This window comes from Companilactobacillus sp. y65-5, assembly GCF_057541095.1.
This window is the reverse complement of the sequence record NZ_BAAJOA010000002.1, coordinates 401,722-425,033: the sequence shown is the minus strand read 5'-3', so window position 1 is coordinate 425,033 and position 23,312 is coordinate 401,722. Positions and strand designations below refer to the sequence as shown.

General features: G+C 38.9%; 25 protein-coding genes. 20 read left to right on the top strand and 5 right to left on the bottom strand.

Annotation, left to right across the window (positions count from 1 at the left end; all coding sequences use genetic code 11):
• Positions 1–7: 7 nt before the first annotated feature.
• The 3 genes from AC27FM_RS06110 to AC27FM_RS06100 are packed head-to-tail and all read left to right on the top strand — an operon-like array spanning position 8 to position 2,139.
• A complete protein-coding gene (locus tag AC27FM_RS06110; RefSeq protein WP_487086754.1) occupies positions 8–274 on the top strand; it encodes a DUF951 domain-containing protein in 267 nt (88 codons plus the stop codon).
• The gene (gene ychF / locus AC27FM_RS06105; protein ID WP_487086753.1) at positions 274–1,377 is read left to right on the top strand and encodes a redox-regulated ATPase YchF; all 1,104 of its coding nucleotides are present in this window, start codon (positions 274–276) and stop codon (positions 1,375–1,377) included. The genes AC27FM_RS06110 and ychF overlap by 1 nt, the downstream gene beginning before the upstream one ends.
• A 15-nt stretch (positions 1,378–1,392) precedes the next feature.
• A complete protein-coding gene (locus tag AC27FM_RS06100; RefSeq protein ID WP_487086752.1) occupies positions 1,393–2,139 on the top strand; it encodes a DUF1129 domain-containing protein in 747 nt (248 codons plus the stop codon).
• Positions 2,140–2,247: 108 nt separating this feature from the next.
• On the opposite strand, the gene AC27FM_RS06095 is transcribed toward AC27FM_RS06100, so the two are convergent.
• On the bottom strand, positions 2,248–2,883 hold the full coding sequence (locus tag AC27FM_RS06095; RefSeq protein ID WP_487086750.1) for a GntR family transcriptional regulator: 636 nt from the start codon (positions 2,881–2,883) through the stop codon (positions 2,248–2,250).
• Between the two features lie 135 nt (positions 2,884–3,018).
• Here AC27FM_RS06095 and AC27FM_RS06090 point away from each other — a divergent pair, with 135 nt between their 5' ends.
• The 3 genes from AC27FM_RS06090 to AC27FM_RS06080 all read left to right on the top strand — a co-directional run bounded on the left by AC27FM_RS06090 (position 3,019) and on the right by AC27FM_RS06080 (position 5,573).
• Complete coding sequence (locus tag AC27FM_RS06090) at positions 3,019–3,786, top strand: dimethylarginine dimethylaminohydrolase family protein (RefSeq protein ID WP_487086749.1); 768 nt, start codon at positions 3,019–3,021, stop codon at positions 3,784–3,786.
• Between the two features lie 78 nt (positions 3,787–3,864).
• Positions 3,865–5,283 carry a basic amino acid/polyamine antiporter gene (locus AC27FM_RS06085; protein WP_487086748.1) on the top strand — a complete coding sequence of 473 codons (1,419 nt, stop codon included), beginning with the start codon at positions 3,865–3,867 and terminating at the stop codon, positions 5,281–5,283.
• A 158-nt stretch (positions 5,284–5,441) separates the two neighbouring features.
• Positions 5,442–5,573, top strand: a complete 132-nt coding sequence (locus AC27FM_RS06080; protein ID WP_487086747.1) for a hypothetical protein — start codon at positions 5,442–5,444, stop codon at positions 5,571–5,573.
• A gap of 79 nt (positions 5,574–5,652) precedes the next feature.
• Here the strand turns inward: AC27FM_RS06080 and AC27FM_RS06075 are convergent, their stop codons facing one another.
• On the bottom strand, positions 5,653–6,015 hold the full coding sequence (locus AC27FM_RS06075) for a winged helix-turn-helix transcriptional regulator (protein ID WP_487086745.1): 363 nt from the start codon (positions 6,013–6,015) through the stop codon (positions 5,653–5,655).
• A 107-nt stretch (positions 6,016–6,122) separates the two neighbouring features.
• On the opposite strand from AC27FM_RS06075, the gene AC27FM_RS06070 reads away from it, so the two are divergent.
• The 11 genes from AC27FM_RS06070 to AC27FM_RS06020 all read left to right on the top strand — a co-directional run bounded on the left by AC27FM_RS06070 (position 6,123) and on the right by AC27FM_RS06020 (position 16,603).
• Positions 6,123–7,298, top strand: coding sequence for an NADH-dependent flavin oxidoreductase (locus AC27FM_RS06070; RefSeq protein WP_487086743.1), 1,176 nt, complete (start codon positions 6,123–6,125; stop codon positions 7,296–7,298).
• A 377-nt stretch (positions 7,299–7,675) separates the two neighbouring features.
• The gene (locus AC27FM_RS06065; protein WP_487086741.1) at positions 7,676–8,362 is read left to right on the top strand and encodes a response regulator transcription factor; all 687 of its coding nucleotides are present in this window, start codon (positions 7,676–7,678) and stop codon (positions 8,360–8,362) included.
• 4 nt (positions 8,363–8,366) lie between these two features.
• Positions 8,367–9,494 carry a sensor histidine kinase gene (locus AC27FM_RS06060; RefSeq protein WP_487086740.1) on the top strand — a complete coding sequence of 376 codons (1,128 nt, stop codon included), beginning with the start codon at positions 8,367–8,369 and terminating at the stop codon, positions 9,492–9,494.
• Between the two features lie 11 nt (positions 9,495–9,505).
• Positions 9,506–10,720, top strand: coding sequence for a D-alanyl-D-alanine carboxypeptidase family protein (locus AC27FM_RS06055; RefSeq protein ID WP_487086739.1), 1,215 nt, complete (start codon positions 9,506–9,508; stop codon positions 10,718–10,720).
• Positions 10,721–10,744: 24 nt separating this feature from the next.
• The gene (locus AC27FM_RS06050) at positions 10,745–12,265 is read left to right on the top strand and encodes a UDP-N-acetylmuramoyl-L-alanyl-D-glutamate--2,6-diaminopimelate ligase (protein WP_487086737.1); all 1,521 of its coding nucleotides are present in this window, start codon (positions 10,745–10,747) and stop codon (positions 12,263–12,265) included.
• A 3-nt stretch (positions 12,266–12,268) separates the two neighbouring features.
• The gene (locus AC27FM_RS06045; protein ID WP_487086735.1) at positions 12,269–13,006 is read left to right on the top strand and encodes an amino acid racemase; all 738 of its coding nucleotides are present in this window, start codon (positions 12,269–12,271) and stop codon (positions 13,004–13,006) included.
• 69 nt (positions 13,007–13,075) lie between these two features.
• Complete coding sequence (locus AC27FM_RS06040; RefSeq protein ID WP_487086733.1) at positions 13,076–13,603, top strand: hypothetical protein; 528 nt, start codon at positions 13,076–13,078, stop codon at positions 13,601–13,603.
• A 100-nt stretch (positions 13,604–13,703) separates the two neighbouring features.
• The gene (locus AC27FM_RS06035; protein ID WP_487086731.1) at positions 13,704–14,591 is read left to right on the top strand and encodes a metal ABC transporter solute-binding protein, Zn/Mn family; all 888 of its coding nucleotides are present in this window, start codon (positions 13,704–13,706) and stop codon (positions 14,589–14,591) included.
• Between the two features lie 96 nt (positions 14,592–14,687).
• Positions 14,688–15,347 carry an ATP-binding cassette domain-containing protein gene (locus AC27FM_RS06030; protein WP_487086729.1) on the top strand — a complete coding sequence of 220 codons (660 nt, stop codon included), beginning with the start codon at positions 14,688–14,690 and terminating at the stop codon, positions 15,345–15,347.
• Positions 15,348–15,357: 10 nt separating this feature from the next.
• Entirely contained in the window at positions 15,358–16,155 is a 798-nt protein-coding gene (locus tag AC27FM_RS06025) for a metal ABC transporter permease (protein ID WP_487086728.1), read from the top strand.
• A 25-nt stretch (positions 16,156–16,180) separates the two neighbouring features.
• Entirely contained in the window at positions 16,181–16,603 is a 423-nt protein-coding gene (locus tag AC27FM_RS06020; protein WP_487086896.1) for a GtrA family protein, read from the top strand.
• 116 nt (positions 16,604–16,719) lie between these two features.
• On the opposite strand, the gene AC27FM_RS06015 is transcribed toward AC27FM_RS06020, so the two are convergent.
• The 3 genes from AC27FM_RS06015 to scrK form a co-directional block, all read right to left on the bottom strand.
• Positions 16,720–17,667, bottom strand: a complete 948-nt coding sequence (locus AC27FM_RS06015) for a 2-hydroxyacid dehydrogenase (RefSeq protein ID WP_487086727.1) — start codon at positions 17,665–17,667, stop codon at positions 16,720–16,722.
• A 45-nt stretch (positions 17,668–17,712) separates the two neighbouring features.
• On the bottom strand, positions 17,713–18,303 hold the full coding sequence (locus AC27FM_RS06010; protein WP_487086725.1) for a helix-turn-helix transcriptional regulator: 591 nt from the start codon (positions 18,301–18,303) through the stop codon (positions 17,713–17,715).
• Positions 18,304–18,448: 145 nt separating this feature from the next.
• Positions 18,449–19,321 (bottom strand): fructokinase ScrK, encoded by an 873-nt coding sequence (scrK, locus tag AC27FM_RS06005; RefSeq protein ID WP_487086723.1) that lies wholly within the window; start codon positions 19,319–19,321, stop codon positions 18,449–18,451.
• A 161-nt stretch (positions 19,322–19,482) separates the two neighbouring features.
• On the opposite strand from scrK, the gene AC27FM_RS06000 reads away from it, so the two are divergent.
• The 3 genes from AC27FM_RS06000 (at position 19,483) to AC27FM_RS05990 (ending at position 23,285) form a co-directional block, all read left to right on the top strand.
• Positions 19,483–20,460, top strand: a complete 978-nt coding sequence (locus AC27FM_RS06000; RefSeq protein WP_487086722.1) for a LacI family DNA-binding transcriptional regulator — start codon at positions 19,483–19,485, stop codon at positions 20,458–20,460.
• Between the two features lie 158 nt (positions 20,461–20,618).
• A complete protein-coding gene (locus AC27FM_RS05995) occupies positions 20,619–21,842 on the top strand; it encodes an oligosaccharide MFS transporter (protein ID WP_487086721.1) in 1,224 nt (407 codons plus the stop codon).
• 12 nt (positions 21,843–21,854) lie between these two features.
• Complete coding sequence (locus AC27FM_RS05990; protein ID WP_487086720.1) at positions 21,855–23,285, top strand: glycoside hydrolase family 32 protein; 1,431 nt, start codon at positions 21,855–21,857, stop codon at positions 23,283–23,285.
• The last annotated feature ends 27 nt before the right edge of the window (positions 23,286–23,312 follow it).

Here is a 23,312-nt window from a genome sequence, read left to right as displayed (position 1 = left end):
GCGACGTATGTTTAATTTAGGCGATATCGTAATGATGAAAAAACCTCACGCCTGTGGGGCCAATAAGTGGGAAGTCATCCGAGTAGGCGCTGATATCAAGGTCAAGTGCCTAGGATGTGGTCATATCGTGATGATCCCTAGAAATGATTTTAATAAGAAATTTAAAAAAGTAATAACAGAAGCTGCACAAGTTGATGTGAGCCAAGAAGAATTTTATTTGAAGCAGACACAAATTGTACAACCTAATATTAATGGAAACGAGGAGAATTTATAATGGCTTTAACTGCCGGAATCGTAGGATTACCTAACGTTGGAAAATCAACACTATTCAATGCCATAACCAAGGCTGGAGCAGAAATGGCGAACTATCCATTCGCTACTATCGACCCTAATGTTGGGATGGTTGAAGTACCTGACAAGCGTTTATCAAGGATCGACACGCTGATCCCTGCTAAAAAATTGATTCACACAACTTTTGAGTTTACAGATATTGCCGGAATCGTTAAGGGTGCTAGTAAAGGTGAAGGACTGGGTAACAAGTTCCTTGAAAACATCCGTCAAGTTGATGCGATCGTACACGTAGTTCGTGCTTTTGATGACGATAACATCACTAGTGTCACAGGAACAGTTGATCCATTGGACGACATCGAAACTATCAACTTGGAGTTGAGTATCGCTGATTTGGATAGCGTCAACAAGCGTTATAGCAAAGTTGAAAAGATGGCTAAGAGTGCTAAGGACAAAGAGGCTATCGCTGAGTTTGCTGTTTTGCAAAAGATCAAGCCAGTTCTTGAAGAGGGTGGCTCAGTAAGAACCATCGAATTCAATGAAGATGAACAAAAAATCGTCAAGGGCTTATTCTTATTGACTTCAAAACCAGTTTTGTATGTCGCTAACATTGCTGAAGATGACATGTCCGATCCAGAGGCTTCGAAGTACTACAAGATCATTGAAGACTATGCTAAAAAAGAAGAGGCTGAAGTCATCGGTGTATCTGCTAAGACAGAGGAAGAAATCGCTGAATTAGATGATGATGATAGACGTGAGTTCCTTGAAGCTGAAGGCGTTAAAGAGTCAGGTCTTGATAAATTGATCAAGGCTAGTTATAAATTACTAGGTCTAAGAACTTTCTTCACCGCTGGTGGTAAAGAAACACGTGCTTGGACATTCCATAAGGGCATGAAAGCACCGCAAGTAGCTGGTATCATTCACTCAGACTTTGAACGTGGATTCATTCGCGCTGAAGTCATGTCATTTGATGCTCTAGATGCTTTGGGCAGTGAACAAGCTGTTAAGGAAGCTGGTAAATTGCGTGTTGAAGGTAAAGATTACGAAGTACAAGACGGCGATATTATTGAGTTCAGATTCAATGTCTAATTTGGGGGAGAATTAATGGCTGACGATTTAAGAGAGAAGAATAAGGTGGCTGCGGAAAAGCAGAAAATTACAGCCGCCAAAAAAATAAAACGTGAAGATACAACTGAAAAAATTTATTCAGCTGATCCAGATGCGTTACGTGAACAATTGAGTAATAAGAATCAGGAATATGTCTTTAAGCTGAACAAATACTTAGTCGATAATGACTTCAAGGAAGATGAAGCCAAAGAAGCGATTGATAAGTTGATGCCAGAGATGATCGACAATCAGATCAATGGTGTACCTGCCAATCAGTTGTATGGTCCAGTAACAAAGAAGGCTGGGGAGATCGTGCACCCGGTTAAACCAGTTAAGAAGACACCATTCTGGGCATCATCAGTCGATAATTCATTGTTGTTCTTCGCACTGTTTGCTTTGTTATACGGAATCGTTGCATTGACCAGCAAGAAGGCTGGTGCCAGCAATCAAACCGGTATCGTGACCTTGGTAATCCTTTCAGGGATGTGGGGAACGTTATTAACATGGTTCAATATTCAAATGAAGAAACCTAAGAAAGAACGTCCCGGTTGGGGAATTACTCTCGGTTATCTAGCCATAGGCTTGATGCTGATGTTTATTTTCCTAGGCGCTATGACGTTTGTTCCAACATCAATCAATCCATCGTTGAGCGCAATTGGCTATCTTATCGTAGCTGCTGTTGCTTACGGAATCCGTTTTGTTTTCCGTCGTTATATGGGAATTCATGATCGTGGATTCTTCTAGGCAGATACTATTTGTAAAATAATATAATAAAAAAGGCATCGCTTATTTATCTTTTAGAAGATATGGCGATGCCTTTTTGGTAACTATTCGGTTGCGATAAACAGCAAGTTACCAAATATCATATTTAGCATTTTTTATATTCCAATGTGTATTCTCTAGAAATGATCTCAGTTCTAGAGATTTTTTTTCTTTAAAATAATTCAGTATTTTTTGATGTTCGTCATTCGTATGTCGTAAAATCTGTTGAATCGAATCTTTATCAACTCTTGAATAGGCTTTACCGATGAATATCTTTTTCTTAGTATTCAACTCTTTTTTAATCAATGAATTGTGACACTTGTCGGTATAAACGTTATGAAATTGTTCCTGTAAACTATTGTATTTTGTATACAATTGATTGTCGATGGCAGAATACATGCTATCGACCAAAAATTGCATCAGTGCATAATCGTCACTATTCAGAGCATCGAGTTCCATTTGCGCGATCTTACCGTCTAAAACGCCGATCAATTGATATACTTCTTCAACGTCTTTCTTGGTATATGTTTTTAACTTGAATCCCTTTCGAGGTTCGCGTTCTAGAATATCATCGGCAGAGAGTTGTAATAGGGCTTCTCTGACTGGTGTACGGCTTATTCCTAAATGGTTAACTAAGTATTGTTCCGTTAATCTATCACTTCGCTGTAATTTTCCCAGCGTTAATTGTTCAGAAATAAAATTATATACTTTTTCTTTTGGCTCCATGCTTATCCTCCTATGAGTATATTGTACTATACGTTATTTCATATTCATAAAATCGTGGTTGTAAATCCATATTGTATATTGTATACTTTAGTTGTGAATTAGTGAACATTAAATACAAGAGAAGAGGAAAATAAAATGTTTAAAAATGTTATTGTACGTGTCCCATCGAAACATATCTCAGAGGGAATCACTAGTGCTGATGAAGGTAAGCCTGATTATCGAAAGGCATTACAGCAACACGAAAACTATGTCAGTGCATTAACAAAAACTGGCGTAAATGTAACTGTTCTTGAGCCAGAAGACGATTTTCCGGACTCATGTTTTGTTGAAGATGTTGCATTATGTACAAGTAAATGTGCAATCGTTACACGTCCTGGTGCTTTGAGCAGAAGAAAGGAAGCAGCACTTCCCGATATGATCGAAGCTCTAAATAAATTTTATGAACATGTTGAGTATATCGAGGATCCAGGTACTGTTGAAGCTGGAGATATCATGATGGTAGGTGATCACTTCTATATTGGACATTCAGCTAGAACTAACGAGGCTGGTGGTAAACAATTGATTGCCATTCTTGAAAAATATGGACTTTCAGGTCAAATGGTAGAAATGAAAGAAATGCTACATTTGAAGACAGGTCTAGCATATTTAGAGAATAATAATTTGCTAACGGCTGGTGAATTTAAAACAGCTCCAGAATTTGAAAAATTCAATAAGATCGGTATTGAAATGGACGAAGCATATGGAGCAAATTGTATTTGGGTAAATGATTATGTATTAGTTCCAGCAGGATATCCTAAAGTGCAAAAGAAGATCGAAGATCTTGGATACAAAGTATTAGTTGTTGATACTTCAGAATATCGTAAGATTGATGGCGGATTAAGTTGCTTATCATTGAGATTTTAGTTAATTGAATTAATTTGGAGAATTGTCATCTACTAAACTATGCAATTCTCTATTTTTTTATCAAAGAAGGTGTAGCGATTGGAAAAAGCTGATAATAAAATTGGTTTATTCTCACTTGTTGGAATAATTATTAGTGCTATTGTCGGAGCCGGAATCTTTAACTTAATGAAGGAAGTAGCTAATTCGGCTTCAGTCGGTGTAACGATTTTAGGATGGATCGTAGCAGGTTTAGGAATGGGTTCATTAGCTTTTTGTTTTGAAAATCTCAATAATAAACGTCCAGACTTGAACTCAGGTGTTTTCAGTTATGCCCAAGAAGGATTTGGCGATTACATTGGGTTCAATTCAGTTTGGGGATATTGGATCTCAGTCATAATCGGTAATGTTGCCTTTGGAACATTACTTTTTAGTGCGCTAGGTTATTTCTTCCCGATTTTTGGAAATGGTCAGAATATTCCTTCAATAATTGGTGCATCTATCATGCTGTGGGTGATTCATGCAATGATCATTAGAGGATTGGATAAAGCGGCACTACTTAATACGATAGTTATGCTTGCTAAATTAGTACCGATTCTCATCTTCATTGTTTGTATACTCTTAGCTTTCAATAAGGATGTTTTTATGGCCGATTTTTGGGGTAATCTCTCTAGTAATGGGACCCATTCATCTAGTATCATGGAACAACTAAAAGGGACAGTTTTAGTTACAATTTGGGTATTTATTGGTGTCGAAGGTGCAGTAGTATTCTCTGGACGAGCAAGAAAACGTAGCGACGTTGGTAAAGCTACGATAATTGGTTTTTCGGCTGTAACATTGATCTATGCCACCGTAACAGTATTTTCATTCGGTATTTTAAGCCAAAAACAATTACAGAATTTACCTAACCCAGCAATGGCCTACGTACTTGAGGAAGTTATCGGTAAACCGGGAGCAATCCTTGTAAATGCCGGTGTCATCGTTGCTATCTTTGGCGCTTGGATCGCTAACACGATGCTAGCAGAAGAAGTTGCTTATCAAGCCGGACTAAGAGAACTATTCCCTAAAGTATTTACCAAAGAAAATAAGAATGATATGCCTATCAACTCCATCTTCATTACTAATTTGATTGTTCAGATCTTATTGTTGAGCTTTTTATTCACGGATGAGGCGTACTCATTACTTTCTAAATTATCGTCTTCTACGATACTATTGCCATACACTTGCGTGGCACTGTTTCAATTAAAATTGACTAAACAAAATAAAGAAAAGTTTCTATCTAAAAACGTATTAGTGGGTTCGCTAGCGACTATTTACATGTTCTGGTTGATATATGCGTCCGGATTAATGTATCTAGTCTTAACTATCCTAGCGTTAGTTCCAGGAACAATCATGTATATCTATGTTAAGAAGAAAAATTCTGAAAAGATTTTTACTAGAAATGAGATTTATATCTTTACCATAGCGGTTGGCCTATTTTGCTATGGGATTTACATGTTACCGGAGATTATCAAGCTCTAATTATCCTCAACCCCCCCAAACTTGCATATTTCAATATTTGCGTTAGCATGGAGTTGTGATCAGTTATGAATTACAAGAAAAGAGCTTCAACGCTAACAACGCCTACTATTTTTTTTGCAATACTCATATGGTCTTAATAAGACGTGGAGGTATTAAGAATGAAAAAGTTAGACAAGAGTGAAAAGAAAAGATTGAGTAAATTGGCTGAATCGAAGGTAAATAGCAAGGGTGCTGACATTAAGAAGTCATCATTTAAGGCCTTTGCCGATCAAATGGACAGTGAAAAGTAAAATTTAGAGTACAAAAAACTACGGCATGATTCCGATATTCCATCGGAATCATGCCGTAGTTTTTTTGATTTAAATCAGATTATACAAAATTGTTATATTGAAAACCAACTTTTTCACCGTGCTTTTCTAGTCCAATCGCATGTTTCTCGCCCCAGTTCGACATGTCGATCAAGACTTTTCGTAAGGATTCTCCTTCAGGTGTCAGTGAATATTCAACATGCAGAGGTAGTCCGGGATAACTAGTTCTTTTGACGATACCATCAGCGATCAGTTCATTGAGCTGTTGTGTTAAGACTTTTTGACTAATATCTGAAATTTTTCTCATTAATTCACCATTGCGCATGGGTCTGGAACCAAGGTTACATAAAATGAGTGATTTCCATTTACCATTAATAATTGACATCGTTAAATCAAGGGCCATGTGATATATTTTTTCAACCATAATAAACCTCCTTGATTTACAGGTGGTTACTTAAAAGTGCGTACTATTATTCTAGCATATTAGCGATTACAATGACTTCATCAACAGTTAAAAGAGAGGTATTCATTGTGACAAAAAATTATAAATTTTTGGAGCCATATACTTTTGCGAATGGAGTTACTGTCAAGAATAGAATCGTAATCCCACCAATGACTGAAGCTGCAGCTCTAGAGAATGGTGCTGTTTCTCAAGATGAATTGAGATATTTTGATATCCATACTGGTGGAGTGGGGATGTTCATTGCTCCAGTAATGAATGTTTCTGACGACGGTAAAGGTTTCGAGGGAGAACCATCAGTCGCTGATGACAAGTTCTTGCCGGGCTTACAAAAATTAGCAAATACGATGAAGCAAAATGGTACTAAAGCGATTTTGCAGATTTTCCACGCTGGTAGAATGTCTAATTCCAAGATCCTACGTGGTACTCAACCTGTATCAGCCAGCGCTGTGGCCGCTCTGCGTCCTAATGCTGAAACTCCAAGGGAATTAACAAATCAAGAGATCGAACAAATCATTGACGACTTTGGTCAAGCAACGAGACGTGCTATTGAAGCTGGTTTTGATGGTATCGAATTGCATGGAGCTAACACATACTTGATGCAACAATTCTTCTCACCACATTCAAATCGTCGAAGCGACAAGTGGGGCGGAAGTGTTGAAAAAAGAATGACCTTTGCGTTGGAGATCATTAAACGTGTTCATGAAGTTGTTGATGAGTATGCTGATGACAAATTCATCGTTGGTTATCGAATTTCTCCTGAAGAAATTGAGGAACCAGGAATTCGTTTGGAAGATACTTTGAAGTTTATCGACGTATTGGCAGATCAACCAATCCACTATCTTCACGTTTCGATGGGATATGCTTGGCGCGCTTCACTCAGCGACAAGTCAGATACGACGCCAATTATTTTAAGGATCAAGGAAGCAGTCAATGGTAGATTACCATTGATTTCAGTTGGATCGATCGAAACACCTGAAGATGCTGAAAAAGTTATCGACGCAGGCGTTGACTTTGCTGCCATTGGTCGCGAGTCGATCAGAGAACCAAACTGGGTTCAAAAAGTCGAACTAGGTCAAGAAAATTCAATCAAGTATGACCTTTCCTTAACTGAATTGGAAGAACTAGGAATTAATTCAGCGTTCTTAGATTTCTTACATCAACTACATTCCGACTTACATATGGTAGATTCAGACCAACCAAAGGATGATTTTGTTAATAACTTGGGTGGAGTTGAAGGTAACTAAACTATTACTATGTATATGTCTGCAAAAAGTTAGACATTTATAAATTTAAGGCTTGCGTTCTGTGATTTACAGGACGCAGGTCTTTTTTTATTTGACTCTAAAGAACATAACGATCGCATACAGTCCAAAACCTATGCAGGCGGACTTTAAAATTTCAGATATCCAAAGTACCCTGTCGCCACTGAGATTTACGTTAGTGGACATCTGCCATTGGACGACGCCAAAAATAATTAGTGAAAAAATAAATATCATGATGAAGCGGATTCTTTTCTTTAAATAGTCCATAGATACTCACTTTCTTATACGGTTAGTAATACACTAACATAATATTGTATAATATGACTAGTTGTAAAAATGTGCGCTTGAGAGGTTTATTAATGAAGATATTAGTGGTAGATGACGATAAAGAAATTGTTGAATTACTCAGTATTTACATAAAAAATGAAGGCTATGAGCCTATATCAGCTAACTCCGGTCAAGAGGCTCTCGATGCATTGGCCGCACACAGTGATATTGCCTTGATGGTCTTGGATATTATGATGCCAGGGATCGATGGGATCGAAGTAGTAAAGCGCGTCCGCAAAGAATCGCAGATTCCGATCATTATCGTATCCGCTAAGACGACGGATATGGATAAGATTCAAGGTCTGATCACTGGTGCAGATGATTATGTCACGAAGCCATTCAATCCCTTGGAAGTTATGGCTCGAGTACGTTCCTTGCTACGTCGTAGTGCACAGCAAACATCCAAAAATGTCCCTGACAAGCTAGAGGTCGGTCCAATCACGATTTATAAGGACTCACATGAGGTAGTTACTAGTTCTGGCAATAAGGTGCAATTGACAGCCTTAGAGTTTGGGGTCTTGTACCTTCTGGCAAGTCATCCCAATCGGGTGTTCTCAGCAGATGAGATTTTTGAACGGGTTTGGAAGCAAGAGAGTGTTGTTTCAGCCAAAACAGTTATGGTGCACGTAAGTCACCTTAGAGATAAGCTCGAAGAAGCAACAGACGGTGAAAAGGTTATCGAGACCGTCTGGGGCGTTGGCTATAAAGTGGAGGTTTGATTTTTTGAATAAGCGAATCAAACTGGATAGAAGAGAAAAAGGTGTCCTCCTGTTTGAAGGAATAGGCACCTTTCTTTTATTTCAGATTATAAATTTTATTTTGATCATCATTTCAGATCTCTTCTATAGTAACGAAACCTTTAAGAGCATCGATCGGGTCATTCAAAATATCAATCATAATTTAGTGAAGTCGACTTTTTGGGGTATCTGGTTTTTCTTGATACTAGTGATTCTGATCGAGTTAGCTGTTTCCGTCCACGTGGTCATCAAAACGTATCGCCAATTTGAAGTTTACAAGGTCGAATCAGAACTGATCCAAATTGCGGCGGGAGATCTTAATCACAAGATAAATCTCAAGGTCAACAAGAGATTACAAAGTATCGTTGACAGTGTCAACCTGTTGGTCTTGAATACAAATAAACATATTTCAGAACAAAAGAAATCTGAGGACAGTAAAGATGAATTGATCGCCAACGTCAGTCACGATCTGCGAACTCCGCTGACCTCAGTTATCGGTTACTTAGGTTTGATCGAGGGCAAGAATTTTGAAGATATCGGTCAGATTTTGAAGTATTCACATATCGCCTACAAGAAATCCTTGGAGATGCAAAATTTAGTCAATTCATTATTTGAGTACGCCAATGTCGAACAAGCTACGAGTCGTCTGTCTATCTCTACCTTTGACATGACTCAGATGTTGGACCAATTGGCGGCTGACTTCGAATTGGAAGCAAATAAACGCGGTATGGAGATCATCGTCAAGTCTAAGCCTGCCAAAATCATGATGAATGGTGATACCGAAAAATTAGGACGGGTCTTCAATAACTTGATAACGAACGCCTTCAAGTATGGCAAAGGGGCGACACACTTGTGGCTAGAAGCTGAAGAAACGGCAACGGATGTCGTAGTGCGAGTAGCCAATAATGGTCAATCGATCCCACAAGAATCATTGACACATTTGTTTGACCGTTTTTATCGGGTCGAGGACTCGCGTAATAAGGAGACGGGTGGCACTGGACTGGGATTAGCTATTGCTCAAAGCATGGTTAAACTCCACGGTGGTACAATAGCAGTTACATCGGATAACGAACGCACGGCCTTTGTTATCTACTTCCCAATTTCAAAGCAATAGCGAGGAACTCAATGAAAAAAATAATACACAAACTCTTATTACTAATGTCCGTGATGATACTATTACCGATCAATCCGCAAGTAGTTAAGGCGGATGATGAACCAGAGTTGAATGCCAGTGCGGCGATGGCATTTGATGAAAATAGCGGTCAAGTTATTTATTCAAAAGAAGCAGATAAAAAAGTGGCGATCGGTTCGATCACTAAAATAATCACGCTCTATCTAGTCACCAAGGCTATCCATCAAGGTGACTTGAAGTGGACCGATACGGCCAGTCCCACAGCTGAGCAAGCAGAGATGACTCAACAAGACGAGTTGACGAATGTTCGTCTTGATACTGACAGGCTCTATACGGTGAAACAGCTATATGATGCATCTTGGATAGTTTCATCGAATTCTGCTGCGATGATGTTGGCACAGATGGTCAGTGGCAATCAAAAATCCTTTGCTAAGTTAATGCGCCAGACTTTGAAAGACTGGGGTATCAAAGACGCCGAGATCTACAATGCGTCAGGATTGAATAACAGTGATCTTCGTGAGGGGATGTACTTAGGCGATGAGACGGGTGAGAATAAGCTATCAGTCAATGATATTGCTATCATCGTCAAGCACATCTTGGACGAATATCCAGAAGTCTTAGAGACTACTTCGCAGGCTAAATTACAATTTCCAGTTGGTGACGAAACGAAGACTTACAACTCGCTGAACTTATTGTTGAACGGTCAGCGTGATTATCAAGCTGGTTATGAATTCGATGGTCTCAAGACTGGTACGACTGAACAAGCTGGTGAGTCCTTCGTAGGGACATTGCCGATGGATAATACTAGGGTCGTCACGATCGTGATGAATGTTGCGGGTGAAGACGATGATATCGACAAACGATTCCGAAGTACGCAGAACTTAGCTCACTACGTGAAAGAAAATTTTGTTTATCAAAAAATCATGACACCGGGTGATCTGGTCAATCAGAAGTACAAACCTAAGCAAGATGTTTATATGTGGTTACCTAATGGTTTCGATAATTCTACATTAAGTTATACTGTATCTAAGAATGATTTAGGGTTTGAGGCGACTGCTAACAAAAAGACGTTCAAGTTGATCGCAACTAACGCCCCGGGTGGCTATATTCCCTATACTCAAACTAAGAAAAAATTAACGATCAAAAAAGTAGTAGTTAAAAAGAATCTGTGGGATCAGATAGTAGATTTCTTTAGTAATTTATTTTAAATAATTTGATTAGGAGTGCAGACGATGAGTTTAGAAGTAAGTAAGGCAATCGATATTTTAAAAGAGCATGACTTATTAGTTTCCAGTAAGGTTCTCGTTGATGACTTGACGGTCACAAACATCAGTTATAATTCTCAAGAAGATCAGACTGATGGGATCTTTTTCTGCAAAGGAAATAATTTCAAGGCTGAATACTTGCGCCAAGCGATCGATTCAGGTGCACGATTGTATGTCTCTGAACAAGAGTATGACGACAGTATCAGTCGTCTGATCGTTACAGATGTTCAAAAAGCACTGTCGATCTTGAGTGCGGCTTTTTACGGTAATCCAGAGAAAGAATTATTCATCATTGCCTTCACAGGCACCAAAGGTAAGACGACAACAGCGTACTTTATCCATAATATCTTGAACCAAGCGTATCCTGGTAAGGTTGCTCTATTCTCGACGATAGATCGGATCGTTGGACCTAAGCCTGAGGATGAGTTCAAATCTGACTTGACTACGCCTGAATCAATGGAATTGTTCCGTGATATGCGCCGTGCAGTAGATAATGGTATGACCAAGTTAGTCATGGAAGTCAGCTCACAAGCTTATAAAAAAAATCGTGTCTACGGTTTGAACTTTGATGTCGGGGGTTTCTTGAATATCACACCTGACCATATCGGTGAGAATGAACATCCAACCTTCGCTGATTATTTGTATTGTAAGAAGCAATTATTAGTCAATTCTAAGGTCAACGTGATAAATGCGCAGACCAATGATTTGGAAACAGTCTTGGCAGCCGCGCGTGAAACTAGTTCTGATGATGACATTTACTTATTTGGTCGTGAGACGGTAGATGCCGACTTCAGTATCTCTAGTAAAGAAACAACTCTGAGCGACAGTATCTTCGATGTCACAGCTGTGACTGACAAGGGCAAAAAACTCAACCTCGATGGTGAATACAAGTTGGGGGTAGTGGGTGACTTCAACGAGATGAATGCGATAGCAGCTATTATCGCTTCCGGTCTTGCTCACGCTAGCAAGGAAGATATCGCTGAGGGATTACATACAGCGCGGGTACCGGGTCGAATGGAGCATATCAACACTAAGAGCCACGGGACAATATTCGTGGATTACGCGCACAATTATGCTAGTATGAAAGCTCTACTAAGTTTCTTACGAAAAGAATATCCAGAATCAAAACTAAAAGTAGTCGTTGGTAGTACTGGGAATAAGGGCGTCTCTCGTCGTGAAGGTTTTGGTAAGGCTCTGACTGAGTCTGCCGACAGTGTGATCTTGACTACCGACGATCCGGGATTTGAGGATCCAGTTGAGATTTGTAAGCAGATCGACTCATATATCGACCACTCCAAAGTCGAAGTTAAGACGGTCATTGATCGCCAGAGCGCTATTCGGGAAATGATTGAGACTAGCTCAGGCAGTGATATTGTTGTCTTAGCAGCTAAGGGTGAGGATCATTATCAAAAGACAAATGGCGTGGACGTGCCATATCCTAGTGACCCAGTTGTTGCAAAGAATATTTTAAAAGATATCGAGGGATAAACTATGCAAAAATTCTTTACTGTTATTGGTGGTATGGGAACACTCGCCACTGAAAGTTACATTCACTTATTGAATCAAAGAACGCCGATAACTAAAGATCAAGATTACTTGAACTATATTCTCGTCAATCATGCGACTGTTCCTGATCGAACTGCCCATATCTTAGACCACTCTAAGCCTAGCTTCTTGCCACCACTAGTGGAAGATTTGAAACAACAAAGTCTCTTGGATCCAGCCTTCATGGTCATCATCTGTAATACAGCCCATTATTACTATCAAGAATTGCAGGCGGCGACAGATATTCCGTTGATCCACATGCCACATCTAGCCATCACAACGATGAAGAAAAAATATCCAGATGCTAAAAAAGTCGGTTTGATCGCTACTAAAGGTACGATCGACGACCATATCTACGAAGATGAGATCAAGAGTGCCGGTTTCAATTACACATTAGGTGATCAGTCCATCCGTGATGACGTCGAGAGTTTGATCTACGATGACATCAAGGAAAAAGGTCAAATGAACGCTAAGAAGTATTACGATATTTTGAAGCGCATGTATAATGAATTCGATTGTGACGTGATCGTGTTGGGCTGTACTGAACTATCATATGCTCAAGAAAAAGCCTCAGATCATCCTTATAACGTGATCGATGCGCAAAGCATCGTGGTGGATAAGTCGATCGAGTTAGAAACAATGATGCGTCAAGGTGAAAAAATCGATTTCTCTAAGATTTATTAATGTTTCTTGTCTACTGTTGCATAATGGCGAATTCCCCATATATAATAAAAAGATAGGGAGGTACCGATTATGTTTAAAAAAATCTCACTTGTAACTATAGCTTTGCTCGGAGTTTTATTAGCGGGCTGTTCAACACAATCAGCAAGTTCAACTGATTCTAATTCCAAGTCAGAACAAACACAAAAGAGTACCAAGAGTGCAACACCTGAGAAATCTACCAAATCAACTTCAAGCAGTGACAATCAATCAACTAAAGATGATAATGATGATTCCGATAGTGAGAGCAATAATTCTCAAAGCACTACAAGTAGTAATGACACTAATACTGATAGTGACAAGACTGCTACGACTGATACTCAAAAGGATCAAGAGACACAGACTAGTGTTAATTTGACCACTTCGGACCAAGCGGTCGAGTATTTGGCTAGTGCTTTGAGTACGACGTATGACAATAGCACGACGCAATACGTTGCGAACGGTAAAATAACTTGGAACAACGTAACAGGTTACCAAGTAAACATTTATAGCAAGAATTCAGATTCACCAGTTGGCAGTTATCTGGTTCAAACTAATGGGCAATATTCACAGCTCTGGTAGAACGGGATTTGCTTGCCTTTGAAGTTAATATTCGATACTATTCTAGAGATTGGGACTTCGTCCCGAACTCTATTTTTTTGGGCAATTTAGGGAGATTGATATGATGCGAATCAAACAAATTAAAATAATCATGCTACTGACGTTGGTCACCATGCTTGTAGTTTTGAGCGGGTGTGCTCCCACGGAGCATGCACAAAATGTGATAACCACCACGGTCAATACTTACAAGGAACCAGTTCAAAGTGTCGTGGGGGATAAGTACAAAGTCGAAGCAATCATCAAATCAGTTAACGTTGACCCGCACAGTTTCTCTCCATCAAACAACAATGCCAAGCAAGTCGCTGACTCTAAATTGATCATTTCAAATGGACTGGGTTATGACGACTGGGTGGATAAATTAGTGACGGCTAATAGTCAGGATAAAAATTTGATCGACTTCTCGTCTGACGTGCTTCACAAAAAGAACGGTGATAATGAACATGTCTGGTTTGGTGTGTCAAATGTTCAAAAACTCAGCCGCGCGGTCTATCAAAAGATGGCCAAAAAAGATCCCAAGAATAAGTCTTACTATCAGAAGAATTACCAACAGTATGCTAAAAAACTGGATAAATTGATCGTTCGTGAAGATAAGTTGAAACAAAAACTCAATGGTAAAAAAGCTTACGTGACTGAACCACTCCCTTATTACTTACTGCAAGACCTTGGTGTCACGATCGATAATCAACATTTTGCCAAGGCGGTCGAAGAAGACACTGACCCGTCGATCTCTGATATTGAGAATATGCAGAATGGTTTGAAAAATCATAAGGTCGATTTCTTAGTCGTCAATAAGCAAGTAACTAGTGGCATCATTACTAAGATGACCAGTTTAGCCAAAAAAAATAATATTCCGATAATTTATTTCACAGAGACTCTACCTAGTGATTTAGGCTACTATCAGTGGATGAATGACAATCTCAATCAAATTGAAAAGATAGTTAATGAATAAATTCTTGTAAATGATAATTTTTACTATTTACAAATGAACTAATTTTGTTTATTCTGTAATATGTCATTAAATCGATGAAAGGCCTAGGATTAATCAGTGATTGAAGCAAAAAACTTAACTAAAAAGTTTGGCAAACAATTAGTATTTGAAAATGTAAATTTTAAGATAGATGATGGTGAATTCATCAGCCTAGTTGGACCTAATGGGTCTGGTAAAACGACATTGGTCAAGATAATCATGGGGATGGAGAAGAAAACTAGTGGGGAATTATTGATGAACAGTAAGCAGACTGTCGGTTATGTCCCACAATTTCGCAACATTGACATCGACTATCCACTGGATATCGAAAGTTTTGTTAGATTGAATTTGAAATTTACACTTAGTCCCCAAAAGCGGACAGAAAATAATGAATTGATTGAACAGATCCTCGAAAAAACTCGCTTAACACACTTGAGAAAACGAGCTTTAGGATTGGCATCTGGTGGTGAAAAACAAAAAGCCTACTTAGCGCAGGCTCTGTTGAACGATCCGCAAGTCTTGATCTTGGATGAATCGACTGCCAGTCTGGATGTCGAAGTGAAGATGCAATTGATGGATCTAGTGCAAGAATTGAACGAAAAATATAATTTGACTGTAATATTTATCACTCATGATTATGATTTGACGAAGAAATATACACATAGAGCATTGTTCTTCGAGAACAATACGATCAAACCAATCGGTGTCGATGAAATTTCAGAAGCAATGTTTGAGTGAGGTGTAGTCTATGTTTGGATATGAATTTATGAGGGAAGCTTTTATAGCCAGTACTTTTATCGCTATAACGGCTGGATTAGTAGGTGTTTTCGTTGTTTCCAGAAATATGTCCTTTTTATCGCATACACTTTCTGAAATTGGTTTTGCGGGGGCATCATTTGGTATTTTGATTGGTATTTCACCATTAGCGGGGATGATAATCTTTACACTGGTCAGCTCGATCGCAGTTGGTTCATTGAGCTCGGAATCTTCAAGGCGTGAAGCCTCGATCAGTGCCATCTCATCACTATTTATTGGTTTAGGTATCCTTTTCTTGTCATTATCATCAGAATCAAGTAGCTACGCGACAAATATCTTGTTTGGTAGTATCGTTGGTATTAGTTCTAAGGAAGTACACCAGTTGATGATACTAGCACTGTTCGTGATTTTGGTATTCGTCATCTTTTATAAACCGCTGGCCTTTGACTCGTTCGATCACATCGGTGCGCGATCAGCAGGCTTACCGACACGGATGTTGTCAATTGCCTTCTTAGTGACGTTGGCACTAAGTGTCAGTATCGGAGCCCAGATCGTTGGATCGTTACTAGTGTTCATCTTGCTGACATTACCTGGCGCAACTGCTAAATATCTGGTACACTCAGTTTCTAAGTTAATTATGGTTTCAGTCGGTTTGTCACTGGCTGGTGTATGGTTAGGACTGTATCTGGCTTTTGTTACCAATTGGCCGGTTACGTTCTTTATTTCTGCATTTGAAGTCATTGCTTATTTCTTAGGATTGACTTATAAAAACTGGAAATTAAACCATTAGAGTTGGAGAACTTTTTACTATGGATATGAAACAATTATGGAGCAAATATAAAGATGCCATTCCTTATCTGGTCTTCGGCGTCTTAACGACAGTAGTGAACTACGTTGGTTTTTGGTTTTTTACTTATATTGCTGGGTGGAACTATCAATTTGCCAACGCCTTCGCATACTTATTATCAGTGATCTTTGCATATGTGACGAATAAATTATGGGTATTTGACTCACATACGGACACGATGAAGGCCTTTTTGTTAGAGATGGGTTCCTTCTTCCTCTTTCGTGGAGGTTCGTGGATCATCGATCAAGGGACGATGACGATTGGCGTTTCGCTACTACATATTAACGATATGATCGTAAAATTATTCGCTAATGTATTCGTAGTCGTACTCAATTATATTTTCAGTAAATTTATTATTTTCAGAAAACGTGAAAAATTCGATAAAAATTAAAATAGATGCAAAACCAAATTTTGGTTTTGCATCTATTTTTTTTAGAGCTTATTTATGTCAAAAACAATTTGAACGGCAATTTCTTGCATATAAGAGTTTGTCAAATGTTATATCGATCAAACAATTCGCTGGATCTCTTGACCATCGAGCCAAGCTTGAACTTGTTCACCGACTAGTCGCACTAATCGTTGGCGTGTCTCCAATCCTCGCCAGCCGATATGTGGTGTCAAAATGACGTTGTCCAGATCATACAATGGCGATGTCTCTGGTAGTGGTTCGGTTGCCTGAACATCTAAGCCAGCTCCAGCTAATTGACCTGCTTGCAGGGCCGCTACTAAAGCCGATTCATCTACTAGGCCGCCACGTGCAGTATTGATCAAAAAGGCACTTGATTTCATCTGCTTCAAGGTCTCCGGATTGATCAGGTTTGCCGTTTCCTTGGTCAAAGGAGCGTTCAATGAGACAAAGTCACTTTTAGCCAACAAATCTGACAGATCCGTGAAGTGAATCCCAGGTTGATCGGGTCGAGCCGTGCGGGTCGAAACTAAAACATTCATTTCTAAAGCCTGTGCACGTTTAATAATGGCTTGTCCAATATGCCCAAAGCCAACTACTCCCAATGTTTTGTCATTTAATTCCACATGTGGAACTTGTAAATGGTCGGTAAAATTAGTGTGATCACCTGCGGCCAACATTCGTATCTGCTGTTGTAGTGAACTGGCTAAACTCAGCATCAACATCAATGCAGTGTCGGCTACTCGTTGTGTCGAATACGCCGAAACATTGGTCAAAGCGATCCCACGTTCTTTTAATGCTGCGAGATCATAATTATTGTAACCAGTTCCTGCTTCTACACATAGGGTGACTGAGTCTGGCAATTGTTGAATCAGTTCAGCTCCCATCGGCATTTCTTTAGTTATGATGACTGTTGCTCCTTGCACGTGTGACGCAAAATCACTCGAAGTCGTTTGGCCATACACGACTAGATCTGGTGCTATTTTGGTGTAGTCGATCTGTCCATCGTAATTAACAACGTCACCATTTAGAACTACAACTTTTGACATGCTTATTTTCCTCCGCAATCCCAGTATGTCGCCAGTATACACCATTTACTTAGCACCGAATAGTAAGGCAACTGCTATCGACAGCAGACAGATGAATAAGAAAACGAGGATGAAGATGGTTACCACACCAACCATCGACAGGAAGTTGCTCAACCGATCAGTTTTTGGTTGCTGTTCGACAGGTCTGCCCTCAGAAAAAGCCACAATATCCGAGAATGTTTTGAGTTTAGCCGATCGTTTGAGTATTTCGATTCTGTTCGAGCTGTAAAGGCCCGGTAAAAATAATACTAGAGGTACTAGAAAGATCCAGCGTGAGTGAACAAACATGATTGGCCCAAGGGATATTGCTGCCAAGGTAAGGGAAATCAGCATGATCTTTACGTAGTGATTCATTTGTTGGTCGATTTTATTATTATCTAAAGTTTTTTTCATTGTCGATAAATCCTCCTTTACTAAGGCATCTAGGGAAGTATTGAAAATGGCACTCAGTAGTAAAAGACTTTGAATATCGGGGTAACTTTTGTCATTTTCCCAATTGGAGATGGTCTGTCGTGAGACAAAAAGTTTTTCCGCTAACTGTTCTTGTGAATAGTGAGCGTCGGAGCGATATCGTTTGATTTGTTTTCCTAGTTCCATGTTCTACTTCCTTTCTGCTTAATCTCAGGTTACGATTTTTAGGATGATTTGTCTGTCAAAAGTGTTTGACATTGGGTAAAATCAGCTTTTTGGGGGAATAAAATAGAACCGAAAATCATCTTCGATTCTATTTTTGAAATTCTTTTTATTCAGCTAATTCGCGTACTGCCAACGCAAAGTCTCCCATGGTGGCAGAGCCATTATTCTTAACCAATGGCATGGTAATGTACTTATCTAGCTCTGGTACTTCAACGTAGTCGTTGAGCAATTCTTTGAATTGTTGACGAACTTTCACTAAGAAGGTCTCACTAACAACGCCTCCTCCGAAAACAATCTTGTCAGGACGCAGGATCAAAGTCGCTTGAAGGGCTGCTTGAGCCACGTAATAGGCCATGATGTCCCAAACGTGATCAGTCATAGGAACGTCCTTACCTGGTTTGCCGAGTCGAGCATCAAAAGTAGGACCAGCCACTAGTCCTTCTAGGCAATCACCATGAAAGGGACAGATACCTTTGAAATTCAAATCGTCAGGATGTCGTTTGAGTAACGTGTGTCCCATTTCGGGATGACCTAGACTACCAACAAACTTGCCATCCGCAATGGCACCAGCGCCGACACCAGTTCCAATCGTGTAATAGACTAGCGAGTCGATTTTTTCATTGGAGAGAGTCGACATGACATATTCTCCGTATGCGGAGCCGTTGACGTCAGTTGTCCAGAAGATGGGAACGTCCAATTCTGCTTTGATCTTTCCGACGAAATCGATATTTTGCCAACCCTTTTTAGGAGTTGATGTGATATAGCCGTACTTAGGTGAATTCTTACGTAATTCGATCGGACCAAAAGAAGCGATACCGAGTGCTTCGATGTCGAATTGTTTAAAATACTCGATTGATTTTTGTAAAGTTTCTTCTGGCGTTGTGGTTGGAAAATGAATACTATCCTTGATACGATAGTCCTCGTCACCAATTGCACAGACAAATTTTGTTCCACCTGCTTCAATACTTCCCACTAACAATATAATTTCCTCCCATGTGTATAAAATGCGAAACCGTTTTCGATGACATAAGATACCATTATAAAAACTGACCGTCAATTGGATTTCTTTGGGATTTCGTAAAAAAATACTCGTATACGGTATAATGGATTTATTAGAATCAAGGGTATAGGTGAAATTTTATGGTAGTAAAAATCGATGATGTAGCAAGGGTTGCCGGAGTTTCTAAGACGACCGTTTCACGAGTGATGAACAATCGTGGATATCTGAGTGAAAAAACAATAAAAAAAGTTCATGATGCAATGGAATCTTTGAACTATCAACCGAATGCTGTAGCTAGACAACTTTACAAAAAAGAAACGAAATTGGTCGGCTTGATTTTTCCGACGGTTGACAATCCTTTCTTTGGTCAGCTAGTGGCTGCGTTAGAAAAACGTTTATTTGATGCAGGCTTCAAAGTATTGATCGGTAATTCGATGAATGATCCTGCTAAGGAAGAGACTTATCTAAAGGAATTGATAGCGAATCAAGTTGATGGTTTGATAGTCGGGGCTCAAAATAGAGGTATCGATGAATATCACAAAGCAAACTTGCCGATTGTCGCGATCGATCGAGTAATGAATGAGGACATACCAGTCATCGCCTCAGATAACTACCAAGGCGGTAAGTTAGCGACGGAATTATTGATAAAGAACGGCGCTAAACACATTATGAATACTGATGGACCTGTCAATTTGGAAACACCAGCCCATCGTCGCCGTGAAGCTTATGAAGACGTTATGCGGGAACATGGACTAGAACCTCACACGTACATTGTTGATTTTAGCTGGGATACAGCTAAGAAAAGTCATGCGATCGAAAAACTATTTGAAGAATACCCTGAGATGGATGGAGTATTCGTGACCAATGATATGGACGCAGCTTTGGTTTGGCAGACGGCTACTAGGCTAGGCTATAAAGTGCCAGATGATTTGAAGATTGTTGGATATGATGGAGCTGATGCTACTAGAGTGTTGTTGCCCGAATTGACTACGATTGAACAACCTATCGAGGAAATGGCAAATGTAGCGGTTGAAACTCTACGATCGCGGATAAACGGTGACGATACACCGTTAGAACAGATCATCCCTGTTAAAGTATGGCAAGGTAAGTCGGTCTAGTTTATGATCAAAATCACTGTTAAATGATTTTGATTATTTTTTAGAAACTTTATGATAACCGGTTGACATGTTAATTGTTAGCGATTACAATAACTTTTGAAAACGTTTTAATAAGAATGTGTCAACCGGTTGCTATAAAATATATTGGGAGAGTTATTATGAGAAAACAAGTCTATTTTAAGCTAAGTGCCTTTTTCTTCTTCTTCTTTGTCAGTTGGTCAGCCTGTTATTCGCTATTTGCTATCTGGTTAGGTCAAGAGATTCATTTGAACGGAGCGGCTACTGGCTTGATCTTTGGTATCAATGCCGGATTTACCCTAATCATGCAACCACTTTACGGGTTCATATCAGATAAGCTAGGTGTCCGTAAGAATTTACTTATTGGTTTGAGTGGTATTTTGATTTTTACTGGTCCATTTTTTATCTATGTTTATGGACCATTGCTCAAATACAATGTTTTACTGGGTTCCATTGTTGGAGGACTATTTCTTGGAATTGGTTATTTAGCTTCATGCGGTGCGATCGAATCTTATATCGAAAAAATTAGTCGCAAATATGATTTTGAATATGGTCGCGCTAGGATGTGGGGATCACTAGGATGGGCGGCTGCTACTTTCTTTGCGGGACAGCTATTCAATATTAATCCTAATTATAATTTTTGGATTGCTTCAATTGCGGCCATTGTTATGTTTGTTATCATGCTATCATTAAAAATTGAAATTTCAGATGTTGAGGTTAAAAAAGCACAATCTGTAAAAGTAGTTGATATTTTTAATTTATTCAAGATGAAGGACTTTTGGTTCTTTATTATCTTCGTTCTAGGTGTCACTTGTGTTTATGGTGTTTACGATCAACAATTTCCAAGATATTTTGCAGAACAATTCAGTACGATCAAGGAAGGTAACTTGATGTTTGGCTACCTGAATTCATTCCAAGTCTTTCTAGAAGCTGGAATGATGTTTATTGCACCTAAGATCGTTAATAAATTAGGAGCTAGGAACTCGCTATTACTAGCAGGATTTTTGATGGCATTTAGAATTACAGGTTCAGGTTTGGTCAATGGTCCAATTCTGATTTCTATGATGAAATTGATCCACTCGATTGAATTACCGATTTTACTAGTCTCAGTCTTCAAATACTTAGATGCTAATTTTGAATCCAGACTTTCATCAATTCTTTATTTAGTCGGCTATCAGTTTTCAGGTCAAATCGGAACCATTATTTTATCATCATTGGTTGGTAAGCTATACGATCAGATGGGGTTCAAAACCACATATTTATATTTAGGAATATTTGTTTTTATATTCGCAACATTAGCAGTCTTTACATTGAAAAAAACAAATCAACAAGAAATAGATACCTCACAAGTAGGTCACATCTAATAGGAGATTATCATGCAAACAATTTTGAAACCGATAAGAGTAAGTAATAATCGTTATCGCTTAGGCTACCATGTGGCGGCTAAAGCAGGATGGATAAATGATCCTAATGGATTCTGTTATTTTAAGGGATACTATCATATTTTTTATCAACATTATCCTTTTGCGGCAGAATGGGGACCAATGCATTGGGGTCATGCTCGTAGCAAGGACTTAGTTCATTGGGAAACTTTACCGGTTGCACTTAAACCTGGTGATAAAGAAGATGAAGATGGTTGTTTCTCAGGTAGCGCCGTTGTACATAATGGAAAAATGTATCTAATCTATACAGGTCATCATTACTATGCAGATGACAATGATCCAGAGCATTTTTGGCAAAATCAAAATTTGGCTGTCAGTGAAGATGGTATTAATTTTGAAAAATACGCAAATAACCCTATCATCGAACATGCCCCTTCGGATAATACTCAACATTTTCGAGACCCAAAGGTCTGGTATGAAAATGGTAAATGGTATCTGATTCTAGGTAGTCAAGGTAATGATGATCTAGGTAGAGTTCTTTTGTATAATTCTAATGACTTACTGAATTGGGATTATTTAGGACCGATTGCTAAATCATCCAATCGTGAAATTGAAGGCTACATGTGGGAATGCCCTGACTTTTTCTCTTTAGGAGACAAACAAGTTTTATTGATGTCACCACAAGGGATGGTTGCGGATGGCATGCACTATCATAATGAAAATGAAACTGGTTACGTGACTGGTGATTTCAGCTACACAGATAATAAATTTGAGCATAATTCTTTTAAAGAATTAGATAGTGGACATGATTTTTATGCGACACAGACACTCTTAGCGCCAGATGGTCGTAGATTGTTATTTGGCTGGATGGATATGTGGGGTAGTGAGTTCCCTGAAAAAGAGGATGGATGGTCAGGAGCATTGATTTTCCCTAGAGAGTTAACGTTAAAAAATGATCAACTATATATGAATCCTGTCACTGAATTGAAATTACTGCGTACTAGACAATTATTAAGTGGTGAGAGTAATGTGGAAAGAAAATTACAACTGGATTTTTCGAGTCAGCAATATGAGGCTTTAATAGAATTCAACAATAATAATTCAAACGAAGTTGGTTTTTCATTAACCGATGATGATGGAGAAAATTTACTAGAGTTCAAGTATTCTAAGAATAATAAGCATGTTTCTGTTAAACGGCTAGGACATGATGGTCTTAGAGAAACTGAACTTCAAACGACTGATAAATTAAAGCTACATATATTAGTAGATACTAGCTCAGTAGAGATATTTATCAATGACGGTGAAGCAACGTTTACAGAACGAATTTACAGTGAGAGAAATCTGAAATTTAATATCTTGTCAGATGCTGGCGTAATGGTTAAATACGATATCTACCAGTTAGAAAATAATGCAATTAAATATTAAAGGTTATTATCAAAAAGAGGCTGATAT